Source organism: Lederbergia citri (genome assembly GCF_018343625.1).
GTDB classification, from domain to species: Bacteria; Bacillota; Bacilli; order Bacillales; family Bacillaceae_C; genus Lederbergia; species Lederbergia citri.
This window is the reverse complement of sequence record NZ_JAGYPG010000002.1, coordinates 855,923-879,064: the sequence shown is the minus strand read 5'-3', so window position 1 is coordinate 879,064 and position 23,142 is coordinate 855,923. Positions and strand designations below refer to the sequence as shown.

At 36.5% G+C, this 23,142-nt stretch carries 27 protein-coding genes; 18 read left to right on the top strand and 9 right to left on the bottom strand.

Annotated elements, in window-relative coordinates; all coding sequences use genetic code 11:
- The first annotated feature begins 280 nt into the window (after nt 1-280).
- Nucleotides 281-1,006, top strand: a complete 726-nt coding sequence (locus KHA97_RS12910; RefSeq protein ID WP_213125129.1) for a class I SAM-dependent methyltransferase — start codon at nt 281-283, stop codon at nt 1,004-1,006.
- A 140-nt stretch (nt 1,007-1,146) separates the two neighbouring features.
- On the opposite strand, the gene KHA97_RS12905 is transcribed toward KHA97_RS12910, so the two are convergent.
- Entirely contained in the window at nt 1,147-1,923 is a 777-nt protein-coding gene (locus tag KHA97_RS12905) for a class I SAM-dependent methyltransferase (RefSeq protein WP_213125128.1), read from the bottom strand.
- A 127-nt stretch (nt 1,924-2,050) separates the two neighbouring features.
- Between KHA97_RS12905 and KHA97_RS12900 the strand changes: the two genes are divergently transcribed.
- Genes KHA97_RS12900 through KHA97_RS12890 form a run of 3 tightly spaced genes read left to right on the top strand, consistent with a single transcriptional unit; the run spans nt 2,051 to nt 4,048 of the window.
- Entirely contained in the window at nt 2,051-2,926 is an 876-nt protein-coding gene (locus tag KHA97_RS12900; protein ID WP_213125127.1) for a LysR family transcriptional regulator, read from the top strand.
- Nucleotides 2,927-2,958: 32 nt separating this feature from the next.
- Nucleotides 2,959-3,444 carry a GNAT family N-acetyltransferase gene (locus tag KHA97_RS12895; protein WP_213125773.1) on the top strand — a complete coding sequence of 162 codons (486 nt, stop codon included), beginning with the start codon at nt 2,959-2,961 and terminating at the stop codon, nt 3,442-3,444.
- Between the two features lie 40 nt (nt 3,445-3,484).
- Nucleotides 3,485-4,048, top strand: a complete 564-nt coding sequence (locus KHA97_RS12890; protein ID WP_213125126.1) for an AAA family ATPase — start codon at nt 3,485-3,487, stop codon at nt 4,046-4,048.
- Nucleotides 4,049-4,168: 120 nt separating this feature from the next.
- On the opposite strand, the gene KHA97_RS12885 is transcribed toward KHA97_RS12890, so the two are convergent.
- Nucleotides 4,169-5,446 carry a YjiH family protein gene (locus tag KHA97_RS12885; RefSeq protein ID WP_213125772.1) on the bottom strand — a complete coding sequence of 426 codons (1,278 nt, stop codon included), beginning with the start codon at nt 5,444-5,446 and terminating at the stop codon, nt 4,169-4,171.
- Between the two features lie 293 nt (nt 5,447-5,739).
- Here KHA97_RS12885 and KHA97_RS12880 point away from each other — a divergent pair, with 293 nt between their 5' ends.
- Nucleotides 5,740-6,615 (top strand): Cof-type HAD-IIB family hydrolase, encoded by an 876-nt coding sequence (locus tag KHA97_RS12880; RefSeq protein WP_213125125.1) that lies wholly within the window; start codon nt 5,740-5,742, stop codon nt 6,613-6,615.
- 78 nt (nt 6,616-6,693) lie between these two features.
- Nucleotides 6,694-7,107, top strand: a complete 414-nt coding sequence (locus KHA97_RS12875) for a GNAT family N-acetyltransferase (protein ID WP_213125771.1) — start codon at nt 6,694-6,696, stop codon at nt 7,105-7,107.
- 181 nt (nt 7,108-7,288) lie between these two features.
- Here KHA97_RS12875 and KHA97_RS12870 read toward each other — a convergent pair whose 3' ends face one another.
- The 4 genes from KHA97_RS12870 to KHA97_RS24035 form a co-directional block, all read right to left on the bottom strand.
- The gene (locus KHA97_RS12870; RefSeq protein WP_213125124.1) at nt 7,289-7,582 is read right to left on the bottom strand and encodes a hypothetical protein; all 294 of its coding nucleotides are present in this window, start codon (nt 7,580-7,582) and stop codon (nt 7,289-7,291) included.
- A 149-nt stretch (nt 7,583-7,731) separates the two neighbouring features.
- Nucleotides 7,732-8,388 (bottom strand): GNAT family N-acetyltransferase, encoded by a 657-nt coding sequence (locus KHA97_RS12865; protein ID WP_233713471.1) that lies wholly within the window; start codon nt 8,386-8,388, stop codon nt 7,732-7,734.
- Nucleotides 8,389-8,469: 81 nt separating this feature from the next.
- Nucleotides 8,470-9,036, bottom strand: coding sequence for a nucleotidyltransferase family protein (locus KHA97_RS12860; protein ID WP_213125123.1), 567 nt, complete (start codon nt 9,034-9,036; stop codon nt 8,470-8,472).
- Nucleotides 9,037-9,394: 358 nt separating this feature from the next.
- Entirely contained in the window at nt 9,395-9,538 is a 144-nt protein-coding gene (locus tag KHA97_RS24035) for a putative holin-like toxin (protein WP_267912430.1), read from the bottom strand.
- A gap of 247 nt (nt 9,539-9,785) precedes the next feature.
- Between KHA97_RS24035 and KHA97_RS12855 the strand changes: the two genes are divergently transcribed.
- The 6 genes from KHA97_RS12855 (at nt 9,786) to KHA97_RS12835 (ending at nt 16,484) form a co-directional block, all read left to right on the top strand.
- A complete protein-coding gene (locus tag KHA97_RS12855; RefSeq protein WP_213125122.1) occupies nt 9,786-10,469 on the top strand; it encodes a response regulator transcription factor in 684 nt (227 codons plus the stop codon).
- A gap of 1 nt (nt 10,470) precedes the next feature.
- The gene (locus tag KHA97_RS12850) at nt 10,471-11,472 is read left to right on the top strand and encodes a sensor histidine kinase (RefSeq protein ID WP_213125121.1); all 1,002 of its coding nucleotides are present in this window, start codon (nt 10,471-10,473) and stop codon (nt 11,470-11,472) included.
- A gap of 91 nt (nt 11,473-11,563) precedes the next feature.
- Entirely contained in the window at nt 11,564-11,659 is a 96-nt protein-coding gene (locus KHA97_RS24640; RefSeq protein WP_407658021.1) for a putative holin-like toxin, read from the top strand.
- A gap of 282 nt (nt 11,660-11,941) precedes the next feature.
- Complete coding sequence (locus KHA97_RS12845) at nt 11,942-12,625, top strand: ABC transporter ATP-binding protein (protein WP_213125120.1); 684 nt, start codon at nt 11,942-11,944, stop codon at nt 12,623-12,625.
- On the top strand, nt 12,622-15,201 hold the full coding sequence (locus KHA97_RS12840; RefSeq protein ID WP_213125119.1) for an ABC transporter permease: 2,580 nt from the start codon (nt 12,622-12,624) through the stop codon (nt 15,199-15,201). Before KHA97_RS12845 ends, KHA97_RS12840 begins: the two co-directional genes overlap by 4 nt.
- Before the next feature lie 56 nt (nt 15,202-15,257).
- Nucleotides 15,258-16,484 carry a hypothetical protein gene (locus KHA97_RS12835; protein ID WP_213125118.1) on the top strand — a complete coding sequence of 409 codons (1,227 nt, stop codon included), beginning with the start codon at nt 15,258-15,260 and terminating at the stop codon, nt 16,482-16,484.
- Nucleotides 16,485-16,841: 357 nt separating this feature from the next.
- Here KHA97_RS12835 and bshB2 read toward each other — a convergent pair whose 3' ends face one another.
- The 3 genes from bshB2 to pdxK form a co-directional block, all read right to left on the bottom strand.
- Entirely contained in the window at nt 16,842-17,525 is a 684-nt protein-coding gene (gene bshB2 / locus KHA97_RS12830; RefSeq protein WP_213125117.1) for a bacillithiol biosynthesis deacetylase BshB2, read from the bottom strand.
- Nucleotides 17,526-17,548: 23 nt separating this feature from the next.
- The gene (locus KHA97_RS12825; RefSeq protein WP_213125116.1) at nt 17,549-17,896 is read right to left on the bottom strand and encodes a YojF family protein; all 348 of its coding nucleotides are present in this window, start codon (nt 17,894-17,896) and stop codon (nt 17,549-17,551) included.
- A gap of 111 nt (nt 17,897-18,007) precedes the next feature.
- A complete protein-coding gene (gene pdxK, locus KHA97_RS12820; protein WP_213125115.1) occupies nt 18,008-18,814 on the bottom strand; it encodes a pyridoxine/pyridoxal/pyridoxamine kinase in 807 nt (268 codons plus the stop codon).
- Nucleotides 18,815-19,187: 373 nt separating this feature from the next.
- Here pdxK and rsgA point away from each other — a divergent pair, with 373 nt between their 5' ends.
- From rsgA to KHA97_RS12790, 6 genes are all read left to right on the top strand, one after another.
- Nucleotides 19,188-20,243 (top strand): ribosome small subunit-dependent GTPase A, encoded by a 1,056-nt coding sequence (rsgA, locus tag KHA97_RS12815; protein ID WP_213125114.1) that lies wholly within the window; start codon nt 19,188-19,190, stop codon nt 20,241-20,243.
- 2 nt (nt 20,244-20,245) lie between these two features.
- A complete protein-coding gene (locus tag KHA97_RS12810) occupies nt 20,246-20,692 on the top strand; it encodes a GNAT family N-acetyltransferase (RefSeq protein ID WP_233713470.1) in 447 nt (148 codons plus the stop codon).
- A gap of 33 nt (nt 20,693-20,725) precedes the next feature.
- A complete protein-coding gene (locus KHA97_RS12805; protein WP_213125113.1) occupies nt 20,726-21,490 on the top strand; it encodes a class I SAM-dependent methyltransferase in 765 nt (254 codons plus the stop codon).
- A gap of 152 nt (nt 21,491-21,642) precedes the next feature.
- Nucleotides 21,643-22,152 (top strand): GrpB family protein, encoded by a 510-nt coding sequence (locus tag KHA97_RS12800; RefSeq protein WP_213125112.1) that lies wholly within the window; start codon nt 21,643-21,645, stop codon nt 22,150-22,152.
- A gap of 36 nt (nt 22,153-22,188) precedes the next feature.
- Complete coding sequence (locus tag KHA97_RS12795; protein WP_213125111.1) at nt 22,189-22,392, top strand: hypothetical protein; 204 nt, start codon at nt 22,189-22,191, stop codon at nt 22,390-22,392.
- 30 nt (nt 22,393-22,422) lie between these two features.
- Nucleotides 22,423-23,094, top strand: a complete 672-nt coding sequence (locus KHA97_RS12790; protein ID WP_213125110.1) for a hypothetical protein — start codon at nt 22,423-22,425, stop codon at nt 23,092-23,094.
- The last annotated feature ends 48 nt before the right edge of the window (nt 23,095-23,142 follow it).

Genomic DNA, 23,142 nt, shown 5'->3' with positions numbered 1-23,142 from the left:
ATGAACTAATCAATATTCCGATCATTAAATAAAGAGCGAAGACCATTTATCATCAACTCCTTTTTAATATTATAAAAAAAGGAGTTGTATTTTGATTGGGCTCTTTATCATTTCGGTAATCAGGTATGATATTTATCCTTTATTGACTTGTTAATGAAGGAGTAGGCAACTTTTTATAGAATAAATACTTAATTAATACTGGAGATGAAAAATACGAAACTCTCAAAGAAATAATTCACTCCAATTAGAAAAATAATAACCACTACAAGGAGTGAACAATTTGAGTAGGGATGAAAAAAATACAAAATTAGATTTAGAGAGAATTGTTTTTATCGGTAGAACCTTTGAAGAGTACCTCGATATGTTTTCTCTTTCAGAAGAATCTCTTAAAGGAAAAAGAATACTAGATTGTCCAGGTGGGGCTTGTTCGTTTACTGCTGTGGGCAACAAGTTAGGATTAGACATAACAGCATGTGATATTGCCTATTATCACTCAGGTGAAGATCTGAAGAATAAAGGTTTCCAAGACATTGAACACGCGATGGAGCATATGGGAAAAGCAAAGAATAATTATATTTGGGATTATTTTAAGGATGTAGAAGATCTAAGAAAATATCGTCTGAATGCCTTGGAAGATTGCACAAATGATATGGAGGAATCGAGTGAACGCTATGTAGCCGTTACTTTACCTTCACTGCCTTTTGAAGATGAAGAATTCGATCTTCTTCTTTCTGCACATTTTTTGTTTATGTACGCTGACCGCCTAGATTATGAATTTCATATAAAGAGCATTAAAGAGTTATTGAGGGTTTCAAAAGAGGAGATCCGTATTTTTCCGTTAGTCGATTTGGAAGGTAAACGATATGAACATCTAGATAAAGTAATAGGCTATCTTAATGCTGCTGGATATTCTGTCGAAGAAGTGAATGTTCCATATGAATTTCAAGGAAACGCTAATTCGATGTTGAGAATAATAAAGGATAATAAAATTAGTGACGAAGTCTAACATTAACGAGCAGAATCTTTATTGATAATGAGTAAATAGCACATCGGAGGTTATTAGGGATAAGAATATGTGGTTATTAGTTCCTTAATTTGATATAAAGGGACCAAGTTGGCCCCAGTTGGCCCCAGTTGGCCCCAGTATTATTCTTTTATCCCCATAACTCGAATTCTTTTATAATCAGCTATCCAAGTACCATTATGATATAAAATATCCCTTAAATTATTCTCAACTATTGTTATGATAAGGTCTTTTTTGTCTCTGGGAATACCTTCAAACATATCGTTTGCAAACATCTCTATCCAATTCCTTAATCCTTGATCTCCATCAAGCGGGGTTGGTCTGTTAAAGTGTTGAGCAAAGGTAACTCTAAATCCTGTTTCCTCCATTAAAGCCGAATACTCTCCAATGCTAGGAAAATACCAAGGGAATTTCTTTATATTATTTTCAAATCCAAGAAGTTTAAATTGATTTATAATCTCATCCGTTATTAATTGAACATTGCCTTTTCCGCCAAATTCAGCTATAAATCTTCCACCTTGAATTAAACTCTGATAACTACATTGAAGTGCCTGCTTTGGCGGTTTTACCCAATGAAGTGTAGCGTTTGAAAATACCGCGTCATACTCGTTCCTGTAGTTTAAGTCTGTTGCATCCTGAACGGCAAAATGAATGTTTGGATACTTATTTTGAGCTTGCCTAACCATATTTTCAGACTTATCAACAGCTATGACATCTACACCACAATCGTATAAATTTTTTGCTAAATCCCCAGTTCCACAACCAAGATCAAGAATTTTTTCCCCTTTTTTTGGATCTAACAATTCAATGAGGTTATTACCAAACGTTGAAACAAATGCATGTTTATTATCGTACAAATTGGCGTTCCAAAAATCATTCGTATGTTTCACATCCTCCATACATATCAATCCTCCAAATAGGCTGTATTTTCTGGTTCATTCCATTATACTTATTAAAAAAGATTATGAATATTAACAAAAATTATAAATTTTAATAACAAACTGTTATTAATTGGAGAGAACCTATATGGATATGAAATGGCTGAAAACATTCATTATTGCAGCTAAGTACGAAAATTTTCGTAAAACCTCAGAAGAATTATTTTTAACTCAGCCAGCTGTCACAAAGCATATTAGGAGACTTGAGGAAAATCTTAACAGCAAGCTTTTTGAGAGAACCGGGAAAAACATTGTACTTACAGCTGCTGGACATAAATTTCTTCCTTATGCAAGAGAAATGATGGCTGTTTATGAACAAGGGTTGGAGGATTTTGAATCGTGGAAGCAAGGATTTAATCGTAAATTGACCATTGCAACAGCACCGCAAATTGCGTCATCTTTTCTACCTGCTATATTGCGAAGCTTTACTGAGCAACACCCAGATATAGAGGTATTGATCAACATTGTAAAATCATACGAAATTGGTGATGAAATTAGTTCGGGAAGAGCAGACCTAGGATTAACAAGGATAAAGCCGATGCAAACAAATATTAATTTCCAGATTATACACGAAGAGCCTGTTTTTCTTGTTGGACCAAGCATTCCCACACTAGAATCCAAATATGATGAGATGACTGCACTCCAAAAATACACGTTAATTACACATAATCACCCTGCCTATTGGGATGATCTATTGAATGCTGTAAAAAGGTATTACCCATCAATTCGTACAATGAAAGTGAATCAAATAGAAATTACAAAACAATTTATCGAGCAAGGACTCGGTATATCCTACTTACCAGCTACGATGGTGAAGGAAGAAATAAAAACGAAACGACTATTAGAAATAAAGGCTGATAAAATTTCACCTCCCACTTCATCGACTTATTTTTTAACTAAAGTAGTAACCGAGGAAACGAATGAATTCTTAGGTTTCTTAAAAGAAGCCATTTTAAGGTTTTAATAAATATTTTAGGATCTGAAAGGATGAAAGAAATGGAATATATCATTCGCAAAATGAATGAGGAAGATATAAAGGAAGTTCAAAAGGTTGCAGGAACTAGTTGGAATCATACTTACAAAGACATTATCCCAATCGAGGTTCAGGAAAAGTTCTTGAGATCCGCTTATAGCGATGAAATGATGCAGAGACGTTTAAAACATACTCTTATGTATGTGGTCGTAGTCGATGGGAAAATTGTCGGTTTTGCTAATTTTTCTCGAGTCGACGACAGTGGAATAGCCGAACTTTTTGCAATTTACATATATCCCGAGTACCAAGGAAAGGGAATCGGAACTTCTTTATTAAAAGAGGGGATTAATAACTTAGAAAATGTTAAGGAGATTTATATGAACGTAGAAAAAGATAATAATAACGGAAAAACTTTTTATAACTCAAAAGGTTTTGAAGTTGTCTCGCACGTTGATGAAGATTTTGATGGATATATCCTGAAAACGATTAGGATGGTTTTGAGAGTATAAGTTAAAATGAAAAATTTTGCCCGTGAATGGAGGCATGCCTATGAATCGGTTCGTAATAAACACTGTCGGTAAAACCCATAGCGGAAAAACTACTTTTGCAAAAGCATTAGAACAACAATTACAAAACTCAATTGTCATTGACCAAGATAACCATGCTGAGTTCATAAATACTTATTACAAATCCCTACTACCTAAGAAAGGACCTAATGCAATCAAATCCGCCATCACACAAACAATTGTGGATTATGCTGTTAATAATTCTGATTTTCATATCATTCTTTGTAACTCAAATCGCTCACGTAAAGCTCGTTTAGATCTCCTTATACACTTCCAACACAAAGGTTTTTGTACCATCCTTGTTCATTTCGATATCCCAGAACATGTTCTTCAAGCCCGAGTTGCTAATAGTCAGCGTAGTAAAACTATATTTAGGACTGCTTCAACTTTTGAAGAAGTGCTTACCAGACAGCAGGCTGAGTCTCATAAAAGTGACCTGTCTGCACCAAAAGAAGGAGAAGCGGATTATTTATTCGTCATCCAAAACACGGATGAAGTTGAATTTGTTACTAGCAAGATTGTTGATATGGCTAAAAGTTTAAAGTAGTTCTATTTTTTAATGTCTTACATGATTAATAAAGAATCTTAGTTAAATATAGATAAAGAGATTAATTGAGAAACTAAAATAAACCGCACTCTATTTACAGGAGTGCGGTTAAAAATTAGTCTAAAATATTATATGCGCAATTAAAGTAATAATCGGCAATGTAATGAGTGTCCTTAACAAAAATAGTATAATTAAATCTTTCATTCCAACTGGAATTTTAGATCCGATCAACAAACCGCCAACTTCTGACATATATATTAACTGAGTGACAGATACAGCTGCAATAATGAATCGGGTCATATCCGACTCTATTCCTCCTGCCAAAATGGACGGCAAGAACATGTCGGCAAAACCAACAACCAATGTTTGGGAGGCTGCTCCAGCTTCAGGAATTCTTAACAATTCGAGCAAAGGAATAAAAGGAGTACCGAGCCATTGGAAGAGCGGAGTGTACTCAGCAATGACTAAAGCAATCGTCCCAAGAGCCATGACGATTGGAGCCACACCAATCCACATGTCTAAAATATTTTTACCACCGTCTATAAAAAATGCTTTTACACTACTACTCTTTCTGGCTTGTAGCTGCGCTTGTTCAATTCCATATCCTAATCTTGAATAACCTTCAGGAATCAACTCTGCTGTATTGTCATCTTCTTTTCCGTCTATATAAGTATTCGGCTTTTTTGATAACGGCCAAATCCTTGGAAGAATAATTGCCGCAATAATGCCCGAGAAGGTTACAGCAAAATAATAAGGCACAAAATAATGCATTAAGCCAACTTCTTTTATAACGACGATACTAAACGTAATAGACACAACTGAAAAGGTTGTCCCAACAATAGCCGCTTCTCTTTTCGTATAATGACCATCCTCATATTGCTTGCTCGTGAGCAATACGCCGATTGTTCCATCACCGAGCCAAGATGCAAGTGCATCTATTGAAGAACGACCTGGAAGTTTAAAAACAGGTCTCATAAATTTAGTCATTAACGCCCCGAAAAATTCCAATAATCCAAAATTCAATAATAAGGGTAATAGGAGACCCGCAAATAAAAACACACTGAAAAGAACAGGCAGAAGACTATATAGCAAAGTGCCTCCGGTGTCGTCTGACCAGATCGCCTCAGGACCTATTTTAAAGAATACTAAAATCGCAAAAACAAAGGCCAATATGCGTGCAATCACCCATATGATAGGGATATCAAATAGAGCAGTCAAAAATGGTGATTGTCTAATGAACTTTGGTTTCGCTAATTTCGCAATGATTGTTCCGACGAAGGCCAAAACAATGATGCAGGTCATAATTGCTGGAATTGCGGATCCGAGAATATTTTGCAACGTCTCAGATAAAACAGCGATTGGAATCGTAACCCCTTCTTTAGAAGGAATAGGAATCATAAATAAAAAAATGCCAATTAATGATGGTATCAAAAATAATAAAAAATCCTTTGGAATAATATTGAGTTTCTTCAATGATGTTCACCTTTCGTCTATAAAAATGCAACGTTTCTCATTTTAATACAATTGAGGAGAAATTCCAAATGTATTAAATGGCAATTTCCTAGGGACAGTTCCAAAGGGGACAGGTCTAATTGACCCCGTCCCCATTCTTTGCATTGATACCCTTTTTCAGTTAGAATTAATCGCAATAGAAGAGTACGTAGTTTAGCATAATGGAGGAGTCATGAAAATTGATTAAATGTATTGCAACTGATATGGATGGAACGTTACTAAATGCAAGGCAAGAGGTAAGTGAGGAGAATATTCGCGCCATTCGCGCTGCGGAGGAAAAGGGGATCGATGTCGTTGTCGTAACGGGAAGGGCATATAATGAAGTCCGTTATGTACTTGATAAGACGGGTCTTAAATTGCCGGCCATTTGCGTAAATGGTGGAGAAATCCGTGATGTGGAAGGCAAAGTCAGCTACTCTGTTGGATTGAATGGCCCGACTGCTGCTCAAGTTACTTCAGTATTTGAAGAGTTAAACATCTACTTTGAGCTATACACCGAGGGCGGAACGTACACAACTGATTACGAAAAAGGAATTCAAGTACTCGTTGATATATATCATACAGCGAACCCTTCCCAAGATGTTGAAAAAATCCGCGAATCTGCCGATGAACGATTTCATCAGCGACTCATTCATGTAATCGATGAATTTGAACCTATTTTTGATGCAAAAGACTGCCATGTCTATAAATTCCTTGCCTTTTCATTGGATGAAGAATTACTAATGGAAGCTAGTGAACGTTTGAAGAAAATAGGTGGGTTGGAAGTGACTTCTTCAGGACGAAACAACTTAGAAGTCATGCACCATGAGGCTCAAAAGGGAAGTGCTCTGAGAAGATATGTAGAAGATAAAGGCATATCATTAGAAGACACGATGGCTATGGGAGACAACTACAATGATTTATCAATGTTAAAAATTGTTGGCCATTCAGTAGCGATGGGGAATTCCGAGCAGGAAATAAAAAATATTTGTAGATATGAAACAGATACAAATGATGAAGATGGCGTTGCGAAAGCGATCATGAAGGCTCTTGAGCAAATGGAAACAACTCGATAAAAAGGCGGGGAAAAGTTTGCTGCTTTACAATTGATGTACATCAACTTCTTATAATTACAATATTGGAGTTGATATATGATGATATACAAAACCACTCTCGATGGAATTTCTTCAGATATGTTAAACGGTTTTTTTGTGGATTGGCCTAATCCGCCAAATCCGCAAACTCACCTTAAGCTATTAAAAAACAGTAGTAACGTGGTTATAGCGATAGACGATACTACTAATCAAGTAGTAGGATTTATTACAGCGATTAGTGATGGGGTCCTATCGGCATACATTCCATTTCTAGAAGTATTGCCGGAATACAAAAATAAAGGGATTGGCAAGGAGTTAGTAGGTAAGATGCTTAAAGAATTGAATCACATATATATGATAGATCTGTGTTGTGATGATGATTTAGTCCCCTACTACGAAAAGATTGGAATGTTTAGGACGAATGGTATGATTTTTAGGAATTATAGTAGGCAATCTGGAAGTATAGGTAAATAAAGATAAATATTTTAAAACAATGGTGTTTTAAGTGTTAAAAAGTAAAGAAATAGCTCTCTTATGTTAGTTCAAAGCTAGGGAGAGTTATTTCTTTTTGTTTATAGAAATAACTACGGCGACAACTGACATGATTAGACTTGACAGCATTATTATCAAGACCATTAATTCGTATAGTATATTCTTACTTAATTGATTGTCTATTGGCTTTCAGCTTAAATTCTATATATTCGAGAATGAAAAAGTTAATCCAGCTCAAAATAGGAATATAAAATATGATCAAATAGAACTCAGAATAGCCGAAAATCCTAGCTTCTTCGTCGACCATATAACTCACCCACATTGCTACTACGATAATGACAGTATTTATACTAAATCCAGCTAAATTACCTAACCACTTACGTGTAGTAATTTTAAAAATCCATATCGATATTAAGGAAGATATTAATAAAGAAGCGAAAAGTATGATATACATCAAATGAATCACGCCCTTATAAAGAGTGCTCACGCCATTGGAACTACTACTGCATTACAAGCCTTTTCATAAAACTCGATTGGACCTGCTTCTCCAATAATTGCATATTCATAGCCGATTTCCTTCATATCCTTTAAACAGTGATGTAATAACTAATATCCAATTCCTTTTGTTCGAAGTGAAGTATGTACACCCATTGGTCCAAAATAACCTTTTTTATTTTGATAGACATCAAAAGCTGCAAAACCAACAATAGTATTTCCCTCTTCAAAGGCAACGTAGATAGGAGGATCTTCTTTACACAATCCTTGTTCAATGGTTTGCACCCATTCTTTCGAAAAGTACTTCTTAACGAATTGAATTAGATTTTGATAATCGTCTTTCTTCACTTTTCTAATGAAAGTTGGTTGCATAATTTCGGGAAAGCTATAATGACCAAGGTGCGTAATCATGTCGCGTGATGTGGTTCCAAGAGCCATTATCGTTTTCTTGTCTTTGTCGGATAAATAGGCGTCAACTGTATTTGTAGTCAATAAGGCTTTTATTAGATGTCCCTCGTTAATATAAATTTGGTTGTATCTTTGCATAAAAGTAATTGCCTTATCTATTACCTTTTCAACTTCTTTTGTAACTGGCATTGTAAAAAGCTCACTTTTATTTGGAGGATTTTCAGAGTAAGTGGCTGATCTTAATAAACTTAAATTTATTTCGCATCTTAATGAAATTTCTCCAAGCACACCTGTTTTTTCAAGAAAACAAGCTAGTAATAAATGTTCGGGAGTTAAAGCAATACGATTTGCTTCTTCCATCTCTGCCTCAGCAATGCGAAAAATCCTTTTCACTCTATCCGTAAGTAAAATCTGTTCGCTCTTCAGCTTTATCAACCCCATTCAGAAATAAAATATCTTCAATTTCGTCCAAGTGGATTTCCAATCCTTTTTTCGGATACGTTCTTCATAAAGGGTAGTAAGTTGATTCTCCAAAAAATAAGGAGTGGGTCTAACCTCTAAATGAATCACATCATGAATTCCATGTGGTGCGGTTAATATCAAATGATCGTTAGAATCTAATTTTACTCCTAAAGCTGATGCAGTTTCCGGGAATTTAGATATAGCATCAGTGGAAGATTCATAAGCAAGTACGTTGTTTCCTATATGCATTCTTGCCTCGTTTTTGATCGACCACGGAATGGTTGGATAAAGTACTCGCAAACGCTCCTCGTATCTTTTTTCCGTTTCTTCATTTAGATCACTTGGATCATAATAAATGACATCAATATCTGGAATCTGCGTTCGAATAGTAAATCCATGTAGTTCATCCCAAACTTTTGAACGAACGAATCCTGCGCAAATCCACCAATCTGGTAAATCGAGTGATTTTGCATGATGTAAAATATCCATCATCCAACGATCGTGCTCAATGAGGCGAATGATATCTGATTCGTTGCGAATATACAATTATCCTGCACCTGCCTTATACTATGTTATCTTTACAATTGTTAAGGGTATGAATATAATATAGATATACAGTATAAATTAAACAGGGATGCCAGCTGCAACTGGCATCCCAACATACAGCTACACTGCATGAAGTGCAGCGACCCAAGGAAGAAATAACCCCCTATGCCGGGTCAAAGCAAGGGAGGGTTATTTCTTTTTATATTTGATTAAGAAACTATAGATTTGGAACTATGCGGACAACTTTTATTAAGCTCAATTTCCGTCTAGCTCCAGCGCCTATCGACTAGTAAACTTCCTGTCCTTCTCCCTACGATAAGTCAACATCGACTCGCGTTTTTGGCTCATCGTGTTTCCTTTATCTCAGTCGAAGGCCCTGAAGTTTGTACGTCGATGAACAGGCACTTCCGCTTTTGTTACGAGAAATAACTACGGCGACTACTGATACGATTAGACTTGAGAACATTATCATCAAGACTATTGCTTCGTATAGAGTTACCATCAGCGTCACCTCCTCTCTATGAGGAAGTGGTCGCTGCCCACCCTGCTTATGTAACTGTATTATTTTATTATATCATAGAATTGGAGAACGCTTCCAATTGCTATTTCTGTAGAATCTATCCTCATTAACTCCTTTAATTCAATTTACTTCTCGTCAATTTCACAGACACTGCAGTGATAGTTATTGCACAATCAAACCATATTCCTTACACTTTATACATAATGATTCACGAAAAGGTGATCTACATATGAAGATTTTACTTGTGGAAGATGATAAAACGATCGCATCTGGTCTTGAATATTCGCTTCAGCAGGATCATTTTTCTACAATTTTATGCCATGATGCCACTTCAGCAAAGAAGGTATTAGCTGAACAGCTTGATCAGATTGCTTTATGCTTATTTGATTTGTCTTTGCCAGATGGCAGTGGCTATGAATTGTGCAAAATTGTAAAAGAGAAGGGCGATATTCCGGTCATTTTTTTAACTGCTGTTGATGATGAAGTTAATGTCGTGATGGGACTGGATATGGGGGCGGATGATTATATTACGAAACCATTCCGTATTCGAGAGCTTTTATCGCGAATTAAATCTGTTTTACGGAGATATAACAAGCAAGCACAGTCGAAAACGCTGATTGAACTAGACAATATTAAAATCAATACGCTTGAAGGAAAGGTATATAAAAATGGAGTCGAAATAATTTTAACGGCGTTAGAATATCGTTTATTGCTAATCTTTGCGAACCATATTGGACAAGTTCTTTCCAGAAATCAATTGCTTGAGCAGATTTGGGATGTAGCAGGGGACTTTGTAAATGATAATACATTGACAGTGTACATTAAAAGACTGCGAGAAAAACTTGAGGACGAGCCACAAAATCCAACCATTATTAAAACGGTGCGCGGATTAGGCTATAAGGTTGGCGATTAACATGCTGCGGAATAAAGAAATTCAGATTCTATTATTTATTATGTGCTTAATTAGTGTGGCGGCGATGATTACGGCATTTTTTATATCAATTGCTACCGTTATTCTTGTTTTAGCTATATCCATCTTATTGATTGCTTCCTGTATTATTTTCACTCGTTGGAGATATCGCGAAATCGAAAAGTTGTCTAGTTACTTACGACAAATAAGCAGCGGCGACTATACTCTCGATGTACGGGACAATCACGAAGGTGAACTTAGTATTTTAAAAAGCGATATTTATAAAGTTACAATGATGCTTTCTGAGCAGAGTTCACTTTTACAACAAGATAAAATTCAACTGACCGATGCGATTTCGGACATATCCCATCAATTAAAAACACCATTAACTTCAATGATGGTGATGTCTGATTTATTGAGCGATGCCGAACTTCCAAACGGAAAAAGAATCGAATTCACACACAATATTCGAATTCAGCTCGAGCGAATTGAATGGCTTGTTACTTCATTATTAAAGCTATCGAAAATTGATGCGGGCACAGTTCAATTTAAAAAAGATAAAATCATCGTGTCAAATCTAATTCATGCTGCCATGCAATCGGTCCTCATTCCAATCGATATTAAAGAGCAGACCGTTTCAATAGAAGGTGAAGACTCAGTTTCATATATTGGGGATTTTAATTGGACAGTTGAAGCAATCATTAATATCTTAAAAAACTGTGTGGAACATACAGATCAAGGCGGGACAATTTCGATTTCTTTTACTGAAAATGCATTGTTTACGGAGCTGATGATTGCTGATAACGGAAAAGGAATACCTAAAGAAGATCTACCCCATATTTTTAAACGTTTTTACAAAGGAAAAAATGCAAGTGAAGATAGCGTAGGGATAGGGCTTGCGATGGCGTATAGCATCATTAAAAGTCAAAATGGGGATATCAGTGTTACGAGTGTAAAAGAAAAGGGCACACAGTTTAGAATAAAGTTTTACAAGCATGTCATTTAGTTAATATTTGAAAAATGATATGATTATAGTAGGTATAATATAGGGAAGTTAAGGGTGGAAGGCTTGTACCTCCTAGCAATATCGAAAGGGGGTGAGGCCGTTGACTACTTTTCAAACCATTTATCTCATGATTAGTTTTGCAACACTAATTGTTGCCATACTGTCATTTCATAAAAGGGAAAAGTAAAAACCACCCTTAGCCTACCAAGCTAACCAGGGTGGTTTTACTTCACCTTAGAAAAAGCCTTCCCTTTTAACAGGGAACTATATTGTGCCAGTCGGTAGGGTGTGTCAGCACCTTACCGTCTTTTTTTATTGTATGAGTATCTATTTATACTATACCATAATTTGTGGCAAATAAAACGAATAAATAACTTCTAATGTGACTAAATTGTCATATTCAAAGTCACTTGATAGTCATTTTAGACAGATACACTATAATCAACAGCAAATATATGGAGGGTTTACAATGGAAATTTTAAAAATAGAGAATCTGTCTAAAGTGTATGGAAAAGGTGAGACAGCCGTTAAAGCATTAGATGATGTTTCTTTTTCGGTTAAAAAAGGAGAGTTTGTCGCGATTATCGGTCCATCTGGATCTGGTAAGTCCACGCTTTTGCATTTGCTCGGAGGAGTTGATCGACCGTCGATTGGAAAAGTATTTGTGGAGAATACGGATATTTACAGTCTAAATGAGACGCAGTTAGCGATTTTTAGAAGACGACAAATTGGATTGATCTATCAATTTTACAATCTCATTCCAGTTTTGACGGTGGAAGAAAACATTAACTTACCGATGTTGCTGGACCAACATAAAGTGGATAAAAAGCAATTTGATGATATCGTGAAAAAATTAAATTTAGAAAACCGCTTAAATCATCTCCCGAATCAGCTTTCCGGTGGGCAGCAGCAAAGGGTTTCGATTGGCCGTGCATTAATAAGCAATCCAGCGATTATGCTTGCGGACGAACCGACAGGAAACTTGGACAGTAAAAATAGCGGTGAAATTATCGACTTGTTGAAAATGTTTAATAAAACATATAATCAAACTCTTATTGTTATTACTCATGACGAGAGAATTGCTCTTCAAGCAGACCGTATCATCGCCATTGAAGACGGGAAGGTCAAGAAGGACGAGGTGGTTCGTCCATGAACATTGTCAATAAACTGACGATTAGACATTTGCGGAAAAATAAAAGAAGGACGCTTGTCACGATCATTGGGGTTATCATTTCTGTAGCAATGCTCACAGCCGTTGCAACGATTGGCGTTTCTTTTATGGATTTGATGAAAAGACAGACGATTGCTGATGAAGGAGAATGGCATGTTCTTTATAAGGATATCGACCAAAACCAACTCCAAGCAATAAAAAAAGATGAAGATACGAAAAAGGTAGTCCTCTCAAAAGATCTAGGATATGCCATACTGAAAGGCAGTAAAAATGCAAATAAGCCTTATCTATACATTAAAGAATATAATCAATACGGATTTGAACAATTTCCTATAGAATTAAGCAGCGGGAGATTGCCACAAACAGAGAGTGAAATAGTCATTTCGGATGAGATTATTAATAACGCTAAAGTTGATTATAGAATTGGTGATATCATTACACTGGATGTGGGCAACAGGATTGCAAACGATCCGGAGATACATGGACCGATGGATCAAACTTTTTCATTAATGACAAATGAAAAAGGAGAAATAAATGAAGAGCTTAAAGATAGCTCAACAAAAGAGTTTACGATAGTTGGTACAATAAAACGCCCGACATGGGAAGTACCTTGGGCACCAGGTTATACAGTGATTTCTTATCTTGATGAAGGGCTTCTTAGTAAAGATGAACTTGTAAATGCAACGGTCGTCTTAAACAAAGTTAAAACTTCTTTATTCAAACGTGCAGAAAAATTAGCTGAGAAAAATCAGATAGGAAAAGTTGAATATAATTATAATTTACTTCGCTATTACGGTGTAATCAAAAGTGAAGGTATGCGTACAACGCTTTATTCATTGTCTGCCATCATCATGGTCATCATCATTATTGGATCAGTATCATTAATTTATAATGCTTTCGCGATTTCTGTTGCAGAACGCTCTCGTCATTTAGGGATGCTTTCGAGTGTAGGGGCAACCAAAAAACAAAAACAAAACTCGGTGTTTTTTGAAGGCTTTGTTATCGGGTTGATTAGTATTCCAATTGGGATTGTTTCTGGGCTAGGCGGAATGGGAGTAACGTTTTTATTTATCAATACCATTATTCAAGGGGCATTGGGAGTAAGTGAAAAGTTAAAAGTAACCGTAACGCCAGGTTCGATTCTAGTGGCAATCTTGGTTTCGATTATCACAATATTTATTTCCACGTATATCCCGGCGAGAAGAGCATCCAAAATTTCAGCGATTGACGCTATCCGTCAATCCACTGATGTAAAGCTAACGAGAAAAGCCGTAAAGACATCCAATTTTGTTCGGAAATTATTTGGGATCGAAGCTGAAATCGGTTTGAAAAATTTAAAAAGAAATAAGCGTAGATATCAAGCAACTGTTTTTTCACTCGTTATTAGCATTATGCTTTTCCTATCTGTAGCTTTTTTTACGGCTAATTTAAAAAAATCGTTATCCCTTTCTCAAGATGGACAAAACTATGACATCATGATGGAGGTAGAAAAGGGAAGAGACGACCAGCTAGTTAAATCAATTTTATCGATGGACGAAGTGACAAAATATAATTTGATGTCACCACAATATGGCTTAACATCAATGATAGATAAAGACGCAACGACAGATGTGCTGCGTAAAACTGAAAGTTTTAACGATCAGCTTGTCGATGGAAAATTTCCATATTATATTAATCTTTATTCGTTAGATGATGAAAGCTTAAAAACATATGCAAGAGAATTAGGAGCCGATTATAATGAGCTCCAAAATGGGTTAAATGCCATTGTAATAGATCAGATTAAGTATGAAGATGGTGATGCAGGAAAATATGTCGAAGCGAAAGCGATTCATACGAAGGTTGGGGAAAAGATTGATCTATATTCCAATGATGAAGAGCATGAGAAGCACCAGTATGTAGATAAGATTCAGGTAGCAGCTTTAACGGGTAAACTTCCGATGGGGGCTTATGGAGCGTATCCCGGTAGTTTGGATATAATCGTGTCTGAATCAACGTTAGAGAAATTGGGATTTGTCGGAGATAACTACCGTATGCTGTATTTGAATAGCACGGACCCACTTAAAACCCAGCAGAAAATAGAGGAAATCGAAGATGTAAGGCACTACATTCGAAACGTCTATCAAAGTCGCCAGCAGGATGAGCAAATGGTCATGATTATGTCCGTCTTTACGTATGGATTTATCGTATTGATTACAGCTATTTCGATTGCAAATATCTTGAATACCATTTCGACTAGTATTTCTTTAAGAAAAAGAGAGTTTGCCATGTTGAAATCTGTTGGAATGACACCAAAGGGCTTTAACAAAATGATAAATTACGAAAGTATCTTTTACGGAATAAAGGCATTGATTTATGGTCTCCCTCTGAGTGTCGTATGTATGTTCCTTATCTATAAGGCTTTAGCGAATTCGTTTAGTTATAGTTTTACACTACCGTGGTTAAGCATTTGTTATGTAGTTGTGGCGGTTTTCCTCATCGTCGGTACGTCAATGCTTTACTCAAGCGCCAAAGTTAAGAAGGAAAACATCATTGATGCTCTAAAACAGGAAAGTATATAATAAAGGAAAAGGCTTCTAGAAATAGAGGCCTTTTTTCTATACGAGGGGTGTGCTCATTGATTCATAAATGGGTTGCGGAAATTAAGAAAAATTGGGGATTGGAACATTTCGATTTGAAAAATACCTGGCTTAAAAGGGAAGCTTCGGTTATTAAAACAACGGAATATATATTAGAAATGGAATGGTTTCCTCCAGGTACCGAGATGGAAGATGATTCGAATCCACCTGGAACCGTTTATGCGGAAGTGAATTTGACATACGGATTTTTAACAACATTTATAGTTGTCATGGGTGAAGATTTTAGAGAGAGTCCGCCATTTCTAACTATCACTGGGTTAGATAATGTTGTGTCGTGGATCGAGTTAAATACCGGGTTGAAGTATGATATCGACTTTCGACTACAAAGGAAAGATAAAGATGGTGTCTGCAAGGAATATTTCTTTTCCTCTATTATGAATGGAAGAAAAGTATCGCCTGGAGGTTATATTGAAGTAAAAGTTAATGAACAAGGATGTATCATGTTTTATTCTTTGTCTGGTTTCTTTCATGGCCTTTATCCAGAAATAGAAATTTCTATAGAAATGCCTTTTCATGATTTGGATAAATTCAAGGAAAGACAAGTCATTCTTTTCGGAATGCCGGAAGAGGATGGATATCAGCTTTTATATGGTGTAGACGAAGCGTTTATAGATGCGGTCTCTGAGTCTCTCGTCCTCTATTGGAATAAAGAGGATTCACCTAAGGAAATTTGCATCTCAGATACAATAGTCGGCACAGTGTGGGAGCAATTTTACGAATCGCAGAAGATTTCTGAAGAGGAAATGTCATTAAATATTCCGCATTCGGATTGTCTTCCTATTTCTAAAGACGAAAAATATGAATTCGTAAAAGTAATTTCAAATTATTTAAGAGTACATCGTCCGAATGAAAGTGGAGAGTGGCAGATAGAAAACATTGAGCGCCAGAACGGCCTTTTACATGCAGATGCCGTTCCTATTAATTACGTCGATCGAATTCTGGATAAATTTAAATTTTTATATGATGCTAATGAACGTGTATTACTTCATGTTTTGGATAAACGTAAGATGTTAAGTAAAATGAACGAGATACCTGTATTTGATGTGAAAGTTACGAAAGAAGAAGCGTTGGAGCTGTTCGAAAAAGATCTCTTTTTCGAACCTTATTATTTATACGATTTTGAGAAGAAAGTTTTAATCCCAACTCAGCGGATTGATTGCCATGAATTTGTAAATGCGGTGACAGGGGAAAAGGTTCGGGAATAAAGGTATTAGACCATTCTTATTCGAAGTTTTGTTAAGTACTAAAAATGGCTAATAGACTCGGCGAAATAGCTAATAGAAATGAAAATCAGCTAATAGATTCAGTGAAACGGCTAATAGAAACGGAAATCGGCTAATAGGTTGGATGAAACGGCTAATAGAAACGGGAATCGGCTAATAGGATGGATGAAACAGCTAATAGAATTGGAAATCAGCTAATAGGCTCTCCGAAATGGCTAATAGAATAACCGAAACGTCTATTAGGGATACAAACAAAGACAAAACCCAAAGTATGGAACGAAAACCGTGCACCATTCGTCAATAAATTTTAAAAAACCTGGTTAGAATACCTAACCAGGTTCACAAAACTTTATCATTATCCCAATCGTACGTCCAAAAGCGCTCTTTTTGCCAATGGGCAAGTAAGGCTGGGTCATTGGCGGAAAGTTTTTCTTCCATATCAGCGAGCATCCAAGCGGTTTGGGAAATGTGGGCTTTTAATGCTCCGAGTTTTTGTTCCCAAACGGCACTTACATCATAATGAATGTCCGCTGGGCCGATTTCCGCTTCTGTATTTTTCGAAAAAGCAACGCAGTGCAATTTTGGACGGCTTTCTTTCGGGAGCCTTCTTACTGCACGAACGACGGCTCTTCCTGTCGCCTCATGATCGGGATGGACTGAATATCCTGGATAAAATGAAATCACAAGAGATGGCTTCAGCTCTTCAATTAGTTCGAATACCATATTGGCGAGCTTTTCATCGCTTTCAAACTCAAGCGTTTTATCTCGATATCCCATCATTCGTAAGTCCGTAAGCCCCATTGACTTTGCAGCCGCCTCAAGTTCTGCTTTTCGGATTTTCGGTAATGATTCCCTCGTCGTAAATGGGGGATTTCCTAGGTTCCTGCCCATTTCTCCAAGAGTTAAACACGCATATGTAACGGGTGATCCGTTTTTAATATAACTTGAGATAGTTCCAGAAACCCCAAATGCCTCATCATCTGGGTGCGGGAACACAACTAATACATGGCGTTCTTTCTCCATCGGCACAATCTCCTTTAAAAAACTTATTCGAATGGCTTCTTGCTGATTTCTAATGCCACAGCCAATTTTCCATCATATCCGTGGCCGGCAAGTAGCAGACGTCCTTGCTCATCCAGCTCAAAATGTGTAATTCCTTCCGCATAAATCCAACCTATTGGAAGCTTTAAACCTACACGATATGGGCCGTCTCCAACTATTTTTCCATGTTCGTAGCATACTTGCGCATTGCGAATATATGCTCCTGCTGAAAAAAATGATTCATTATTATGTGCAGCGTATGCGCCATTTGTTGTCTCTAAATGTATGTAAACACTTTCGCCTGCAAAATCGTTTATATGTTGTTGCACCTGTAGTAAATTAACTTTTTCCATTTTCTCGGCCTCCTTCCTTAAGGAACGATAAATATATTTTACTAATAAAATTGCGATTTGTCTCATAAAAAAACACCCTGAAAGAGACTAATTCTCTTCCCGGGCATCTGCTTAAGCTTTTTTATTGTAAGCCCCATGCATAACTGGGCCCACATATTGGTTTAGTTTCCAACCATGTTTAATTGCAGCTGTTACGAATTCCTTTGCAGCAGAAACGGCTTCTTTCACAGATTTTCCGTGCGCCAAGTTTGCTGTGATGGCAGCCGCAAATGTACAGCCTGCACCGTGGTTGTAAGTTGTTTCTAATTTTTCTTTTTCAAGAAGTACAAATTCGTTTCCGTCGTAGAAGAGATCGACCGCTTTATCGTGATTTAAGCCTTTTCCGCCTTTAATAACCACATTTTTTGCTCCAAGTTCATGGATTTTAGCGGCTGCTTCTTTCATATCATCGATCGTTTTAATCGGACCAGTTTTGGCAAGTTGCCATGCTTCGAAAAGGTTTGGCGTTACAACTGTAGCACGCGGTACGAGGAGTTCGCGTAATGCTTCCGTGTTCTCAGGTTGTAACACTTCATCTTCACCTTTACATACCATAACAGGGTCGATGACGACTTTTTCCAATTTGTGCTCATCAATTTTCCGTGCGCCTAGTTCAATAATGTCAACAGATCCGAGCATCCCTGTTTTCATTGCGTCAATGCCGACTGACAAAATAGTTTTCAATTGTTGTTCAACGACAGATACATCAATTGGATAAACACCGTGGCTCCAACCGTTATCTGGATCCATCGTTACGATAGAAGTTAATGCCGTCATCCCATAGACATCATGCTCTTGAAATGTTTTTAAGTCTGCTTGTATACCTGCACCGCCGCTGGAGTCAGAACCAGCGAGAGTCAAAACTTTTTTCATAGCCATAAAGTGTTCCTCCTAGTTTTCCTGGATGTTTATTTTTAGAATATACCAAATTTCATGATATGAAAAGATTTTTAACCTTTACAAAACTGGATGTTACATAGTAAACTAAAAATGTTAAATTACACATGATTTTCCAAGGGAGGAATGTAATATGTCAATTGTAATCAATAATATTCCAAGAAACTTCATAATGCCCGTGGATCATGGTGTCAATTTACGTTAATGATTAAAATCCATTGATTCATCCATTTTCCATGGGCACATATTAGCTCATGGTTTTATATTTTTTACGGGATACGTATGCCCGTTTTGAAAAAACTGAAACCGCGACTTGCGGTTATTTTTTATGCAAAAAATTGGAGGAATTTAAACGATGGATTTAAAAACATTAGGTTGGAATCAACAATTTGAAAATGAATTTGATACTTTTAAACAAGAAGGCTACTCAGTAGGAAGAGTTGCTTTAGAACATAAGCATATGTATAGAGTTTTAACAGAACACGGAGAAGTATTAGCTGAAGTGTCCGGAAAATTTCAATATAATGCTGCGGGTCGGGGAGCTTATCCTGCAGTAGGGGATTGGGTTGTTCTATCCATTAGAAAAGATGAAGGGAAAGCAACGATTCACCACGTTTTACAGAGAAAAAGTAAATTTTCCCGGAATATAGCGGGAGCTACAACAGAAGAACAGATTGTCGCAGCAAACGTCGATACCGTTTTTATCGTAGCTGCTCTGAATGCTGATTTTAATGTGCGAAGAATTGAACGGTATATGTTGATGGCTTGGGAAAGTGGAGCGAATCCAGTCATCATTTTAAGCAAAGCCGATCTTTGCCAAGATATCGACGAAAAAGTCCAAGAAACGGAATCAGTCGCCATCGGAGTTCCATTTCATGTTGTAAGTGCGGAGCGAAGCATTGGACTTGATGCTCTTTCTGATTATATAAAAGAAGGAAATACAGTTGCTCTGCTTGGATCATCCGGTGTTGGCAAATCGACACTTGTAAATGCATTTACTGGAAAAGAAACATTAAAGACTGGCGGTATTCGCGAGGATGATGATCGTGGGCGTCATACAACAACACATCGCGAACTTGTTGTCCTTGAACAAGGTGGTATATTGATCGATACCCCGGGAATGAGGGAATTGCAGCTTTGGGAATCAGATTCAGGACTTAGTCAAGGATTTTCCGACATCGAGGAGCTGGCATCACGTTGTAAATTCAGAGATTGCGGCCACAATGGTGAACCGGGCTGTGCAGTTCACGATGCAATTGAACAAGGGGATTTAGATGCAGAACGATATAAAAGCTATCTTAAACTGCAAAAAGAATTGGCTTATTTAGAAAGAAAAGAAGATAAACAACTTGCTCAAGCTCAAAAAGATAAATGGAAAAAGGTTACGATGGGGCAGAGGAAGAAAAAGTAAATATGATGAACTATAAAATAGAAGTTGTTTTGGAACATAACGTTAAATTTACCTCTTTTCTAAATACAATGATTAGAGATTTTAATAATGAACATTCTTTGCATCATAGAGAAGTAAGGAAAGAAGGTTCGAGACAACCAATAAATATTATTATAACGGACCATGTTGAAAAGTGGATTGGTGGCATAACAGCTGAAGTTTATTGGGGCTGGGTTGAAATAAACAAATTTTGGATTGATGAAGAGTTGAGAGGTAGAGGATTAGGCAAATTATTGCTTGAAGAAACCGAAAAAATTGCAATAAAAAAAGGTGCAAAGAAGGCACTTTTAACGACTTATGAATTTCAAGCACGGTCTTTTTATGAAAAAATGGGATACGAAGTGGTTGGAGAAATCAAAGACTATCCACCAGGAAGCAGTTATTATACATTAGTAAAATTGCTAATTTGAAGAATGAAAGATTTAATGAGACAGGAGAAATAAATGCTAAATAATTCCGAAGAATATAATGATCCATTTTTATACGATAAGGAAAATGATTCTTATAATGAAGATATTTCATTCTTATTAAAATGGGCTGCAAAAAAGCAAGGTCCAATCATTGATTTGGCTTGTGGAACAGGGAGAGCTACAATTCCGTTAGCCAAAGAAGGACACCAACTGATCGGAGTAGACATTCATCCTGGCATGTTGAACGAAGCGAAAAAGAAGGCATCTGAACAGAATCTGCCTATTAAATGGATTGAACAGGATTGTACCAAGTTTGAATTAGATGTTAAAAGTGGAATGATTTTTACAGTCGGGAACTCTTTTCAACATTTCCTTACAAATGAAGAGCAAGATGGACTACTGTCCTCTGTCCATAAGCATTTAGAAGATGAAGGGATCTTTATTTTTGGAACAAGGTTTCCGAGTACCGAGGAATTATTGCAGCCGATCTCGGAGGAGTATTGGAAATCGTATATCGACAGTGAAACCAGGAATAAAGTTGATGTTTATACAATCAGTAACTATGACAGTCTGAACCAGATTCAACGTTACGAAACGATTAGGAAATATAAAAACAGTAACGATGACATCGTAAATGAAAAGAGAACAAATATCAGTTTACGATACGTATTTCCAAAAGAAATGGAAAGAATGTTATCAGCTCATGGATTTAAAGTTCTACATCTTTATAAAGATTGGAACGAAACGCCGATTACGAACGATAGTTATCAAATGATTTATGTTTGTCAAAAAATATAAGATGTTTGTTAGGGAGCCGCTCGGAGTTTAGATAATCCGAGCGGTTTTTGCATTATTAATAATTTTTTGCTGAATGAAAGAAGGACTATACGAAAAAAAGAGGAATAGCTATTGAGAAAGAAGGCAAACGGTATTCCAAAGGGGAGATTTAAATGAAAGTACGACTCTCAGATTTTAGCGAAAATTGGGCTCAAATGTTTCGAGATGAAGTCCAATTCCTAAAATCAATATTTGGCGACGAAATAATTAAATACGAGCATTTTGGGAGTACATCGGTAAAGGGCTTAAAGGCTAAACCTGTAATCGACATGATGTGTATCGTAAAAGACATAGAAAAGATAGAATCGTTTAATGACCAAATGGCTTCCTTTGGATATAACGTCGCAGGAGAGTGGGGGATTCCGGGAAGAAGATTATTCCGGAAAGGCGAGGAAAATAGAACTCATCATATTCACTTTTATCAACAAGATAATCCACATATTAAACGACATTTAATTTTTCGTGATTATCTACGTTCTCATCCACAGGAAGCAGAAAAGTATAGTAATTTCAAAGAACAGTTGGCACGACAATTTGATGACACAAGAGAATATAGCCGGGCAAAAAAAAACTTTGTGAAAGAAATGGAAGAACGTGCTTTGATATGGTTCAATGAAATCTAAATCCATAACTCTCGTATAATTTCAGGAGGAGTTTTTTTGAAAAGATTGATTTGGATTATCCCTAATATTATTTGTTACTTAATGTTTGTGGGCTTGATTCTTTTTATAGTGAAAAATGAGGAAGGATTACTTGAAATTAACGAGTTGTTTATATGGGTCTTAATGAGCGTTGTTCTTTTGCTAATATCAATTTTTGGTAGCTTAAGAATACGGAGATGGATAACAGAAGGGAAAATATAGTGTAAATAAATGTAGGTCGGAGGAATTGGGTTGAAAACTCTCCTTATCAATATCCTTTTTCGTATTCTATTTTATCCTTTACCTAAAATATCGATTAATATGGATGAGGAAAAAGCGTTTAATCATTTATTCGAAACCTCGTGTAAAAAAGCTGATAAATTAATCGAGTACAACCTTGCTATCCCTAAATATAAATTTCTATATTATGTAACGAAAAATAAACGAGTCGTTCTGCATGGTTCTAATGAACAAGAAGTACATGCATTTGAACCCCGTAAACAAACATTGTATAACGGGGAAATGGCGACGGCAATTTTTGCTACTAAGGATCCAATGTGGCCTATTTTCTATGCGGTATTAGATAAAAATAAAATAATTGGAAATATAAGAAACGGATCTGTTTCAGCAAATGGTAATAGTTTTTTTCACTTTTACTCGTTAACCAAGCCTACATTCATAAATGAGCCGTGGACAACAGGAATGATATATTTATTGCCAGAGGGTAGTTTTACGAATGTTAGCAAAGGTGCTATTCAATTTAATGAATGGATTAGTGAAAAAGCCGTATCTCCAATTGCTAAAATGGAAGTTGAACCTAGCGATTTTTATTTTTTAAAGAAGGTGGCGTCTCATCGTTCGGATGAATCGGTCGTTAAAACATGGTTGCTGTATAAAGTCAGAACCTTGATAAAGGGTGCGTAACCCTGTTAAAGCTATTTTTAGGATGTCCAACGTCTTGCTACATCTTAT

Excerpts from the sequence above, each read along its gene's own strand:
- KHA97_RS12905 (WP_213125128.1), bottom strand. The coding sequence starts at position 1,923 with ATGGAGGATGTGAAACATACGAATGATTTTTGGAACGCCAATTTGTAC.
- KHA97_RS12900 (WP_213125127.1), top strand. The coding sequence starts at position 2,051 with ATGGATATGAAATGGCTGAAAACATTCATTATTGCAGCTAAGTACGAA.
- KHA97_RS12895 (WP_213125773.1), top strand. The coding sequence starts at position 2,959 with ATGGAATATATCATTCGCAAAATGAATGAGGAAGATATAAAGGAAGTT.
- KHA97_RS12890 (WP_213125126.1), top strand. The coding sequence starts at position 3,485 with ATGAATCGGTTCGTAATAAACACTGTCGGTAAAACCCATAGCGGAAAA.
- KHA97_RS12885 (WP_213125772.1), bottom strand. The coding sequence starts at position 5,446 with ATGATTCCTATTCCTTCTAAAGAAGGGGTTACGATTCCAATCGCTGTT.
- KHA97_RS12875 (WP_213125771.1), top strand. The coding sequence starts at position 6,694 with ATGATATACAAAACCACTCTCGATGGAATTTCTTCAGATATGTTAAAC.
- KHA97_RS12865 (WP_233713471.1), bottom strand. The coding sequence starts at position 8,388 with ATGGAAGAAGCAAATCGTATTGCTTTAACTCCCGAACATTTATTACTA.
- KHA97_RS24035 (WP_267912430.1), bottom strand. The coding sequence starts at position 9,538 with ATGGTAACTCTATACGAAGCAATAGTCTTGATGATAATGTTCTCAAGT.
- KHA97_RS12855 (WP_213125122.1), top strand. The coding sequence starts at position 9,786 with ATGAAGATTTTACTTGTGGAAGATGATAAAACGATCGCATCTGGTCTT.
- KHA97_RS12850 (WP_213125121.1), top strand. The coding sequence starts at position 10,471 with ATGCTGCGGAATAAAGAAATTCAGATTCTATTATTTATTATGTGCTTA.
- KHA97_RS12845 (WP_213125120.1), top strand. The coding sequence starts at position 11,942 with ATGGAAATTTTAAAAATAGAGAATCTGTCTAAAGTGTATGGAAAAGGT.
- KHA97_RS12840 (WP_213125119.1), top strand. The coding sequence starts at position 12,622 with ATGAACATTGTCAATAAACTGACGATTAGACATTTGCGGAAAAATAAA.
- bshB2 (WP_213125117.1), bottom strand. The coding sequence starts at position 17,525 with ATGGAGAAAGAACGCCATGTATTAGTTGTGTTCCCGCACCCAGATGAT.
- KHA97_RS12825 (WP_213125116.1), bottom strand. The coding sequence starts at position 17,896 with ATGGAAAAAGTTAATTTACTACAGGTGCAACAACATATAAACGATTTT.
- pdxK (WP_213125115.1), bottom strand. The coding sequence starts at position 18,814 with ATGGCTATGAAAAAAGTTTTGACTCTCGCTGGTTCTGACTCCAGCGGC.
- rsgA (WP_213125114.1), top strand. The coding sequence starts at position 19,188 with ATGGATTTAAAAACATTAGGTTGGAATCAACAATTTGAAAATGAATTT.
- KHA97_RS12810 (WP_233713470.1), top strand. The coding sequence starts at position 20,246 with ATGATGAACTATAAAATAGAAGTTGTTTTGGAACATAACGTTAAATTT.
- KHA97_RS12805 (WP_213125113.1), top strand. The coding sequence starts at position 20,726 with ATGCTAAATAATTCCGAAGAATATAATGATCCATTTTTATACGATAAG.
- KHA97_RS12800 (WP_213125112.1), top strand. The coding sequence starts at position 21,643 with ATGAAAGTACGACTCTCAGATTTTAGCGAAAATTGGGCTCAAATGTTT.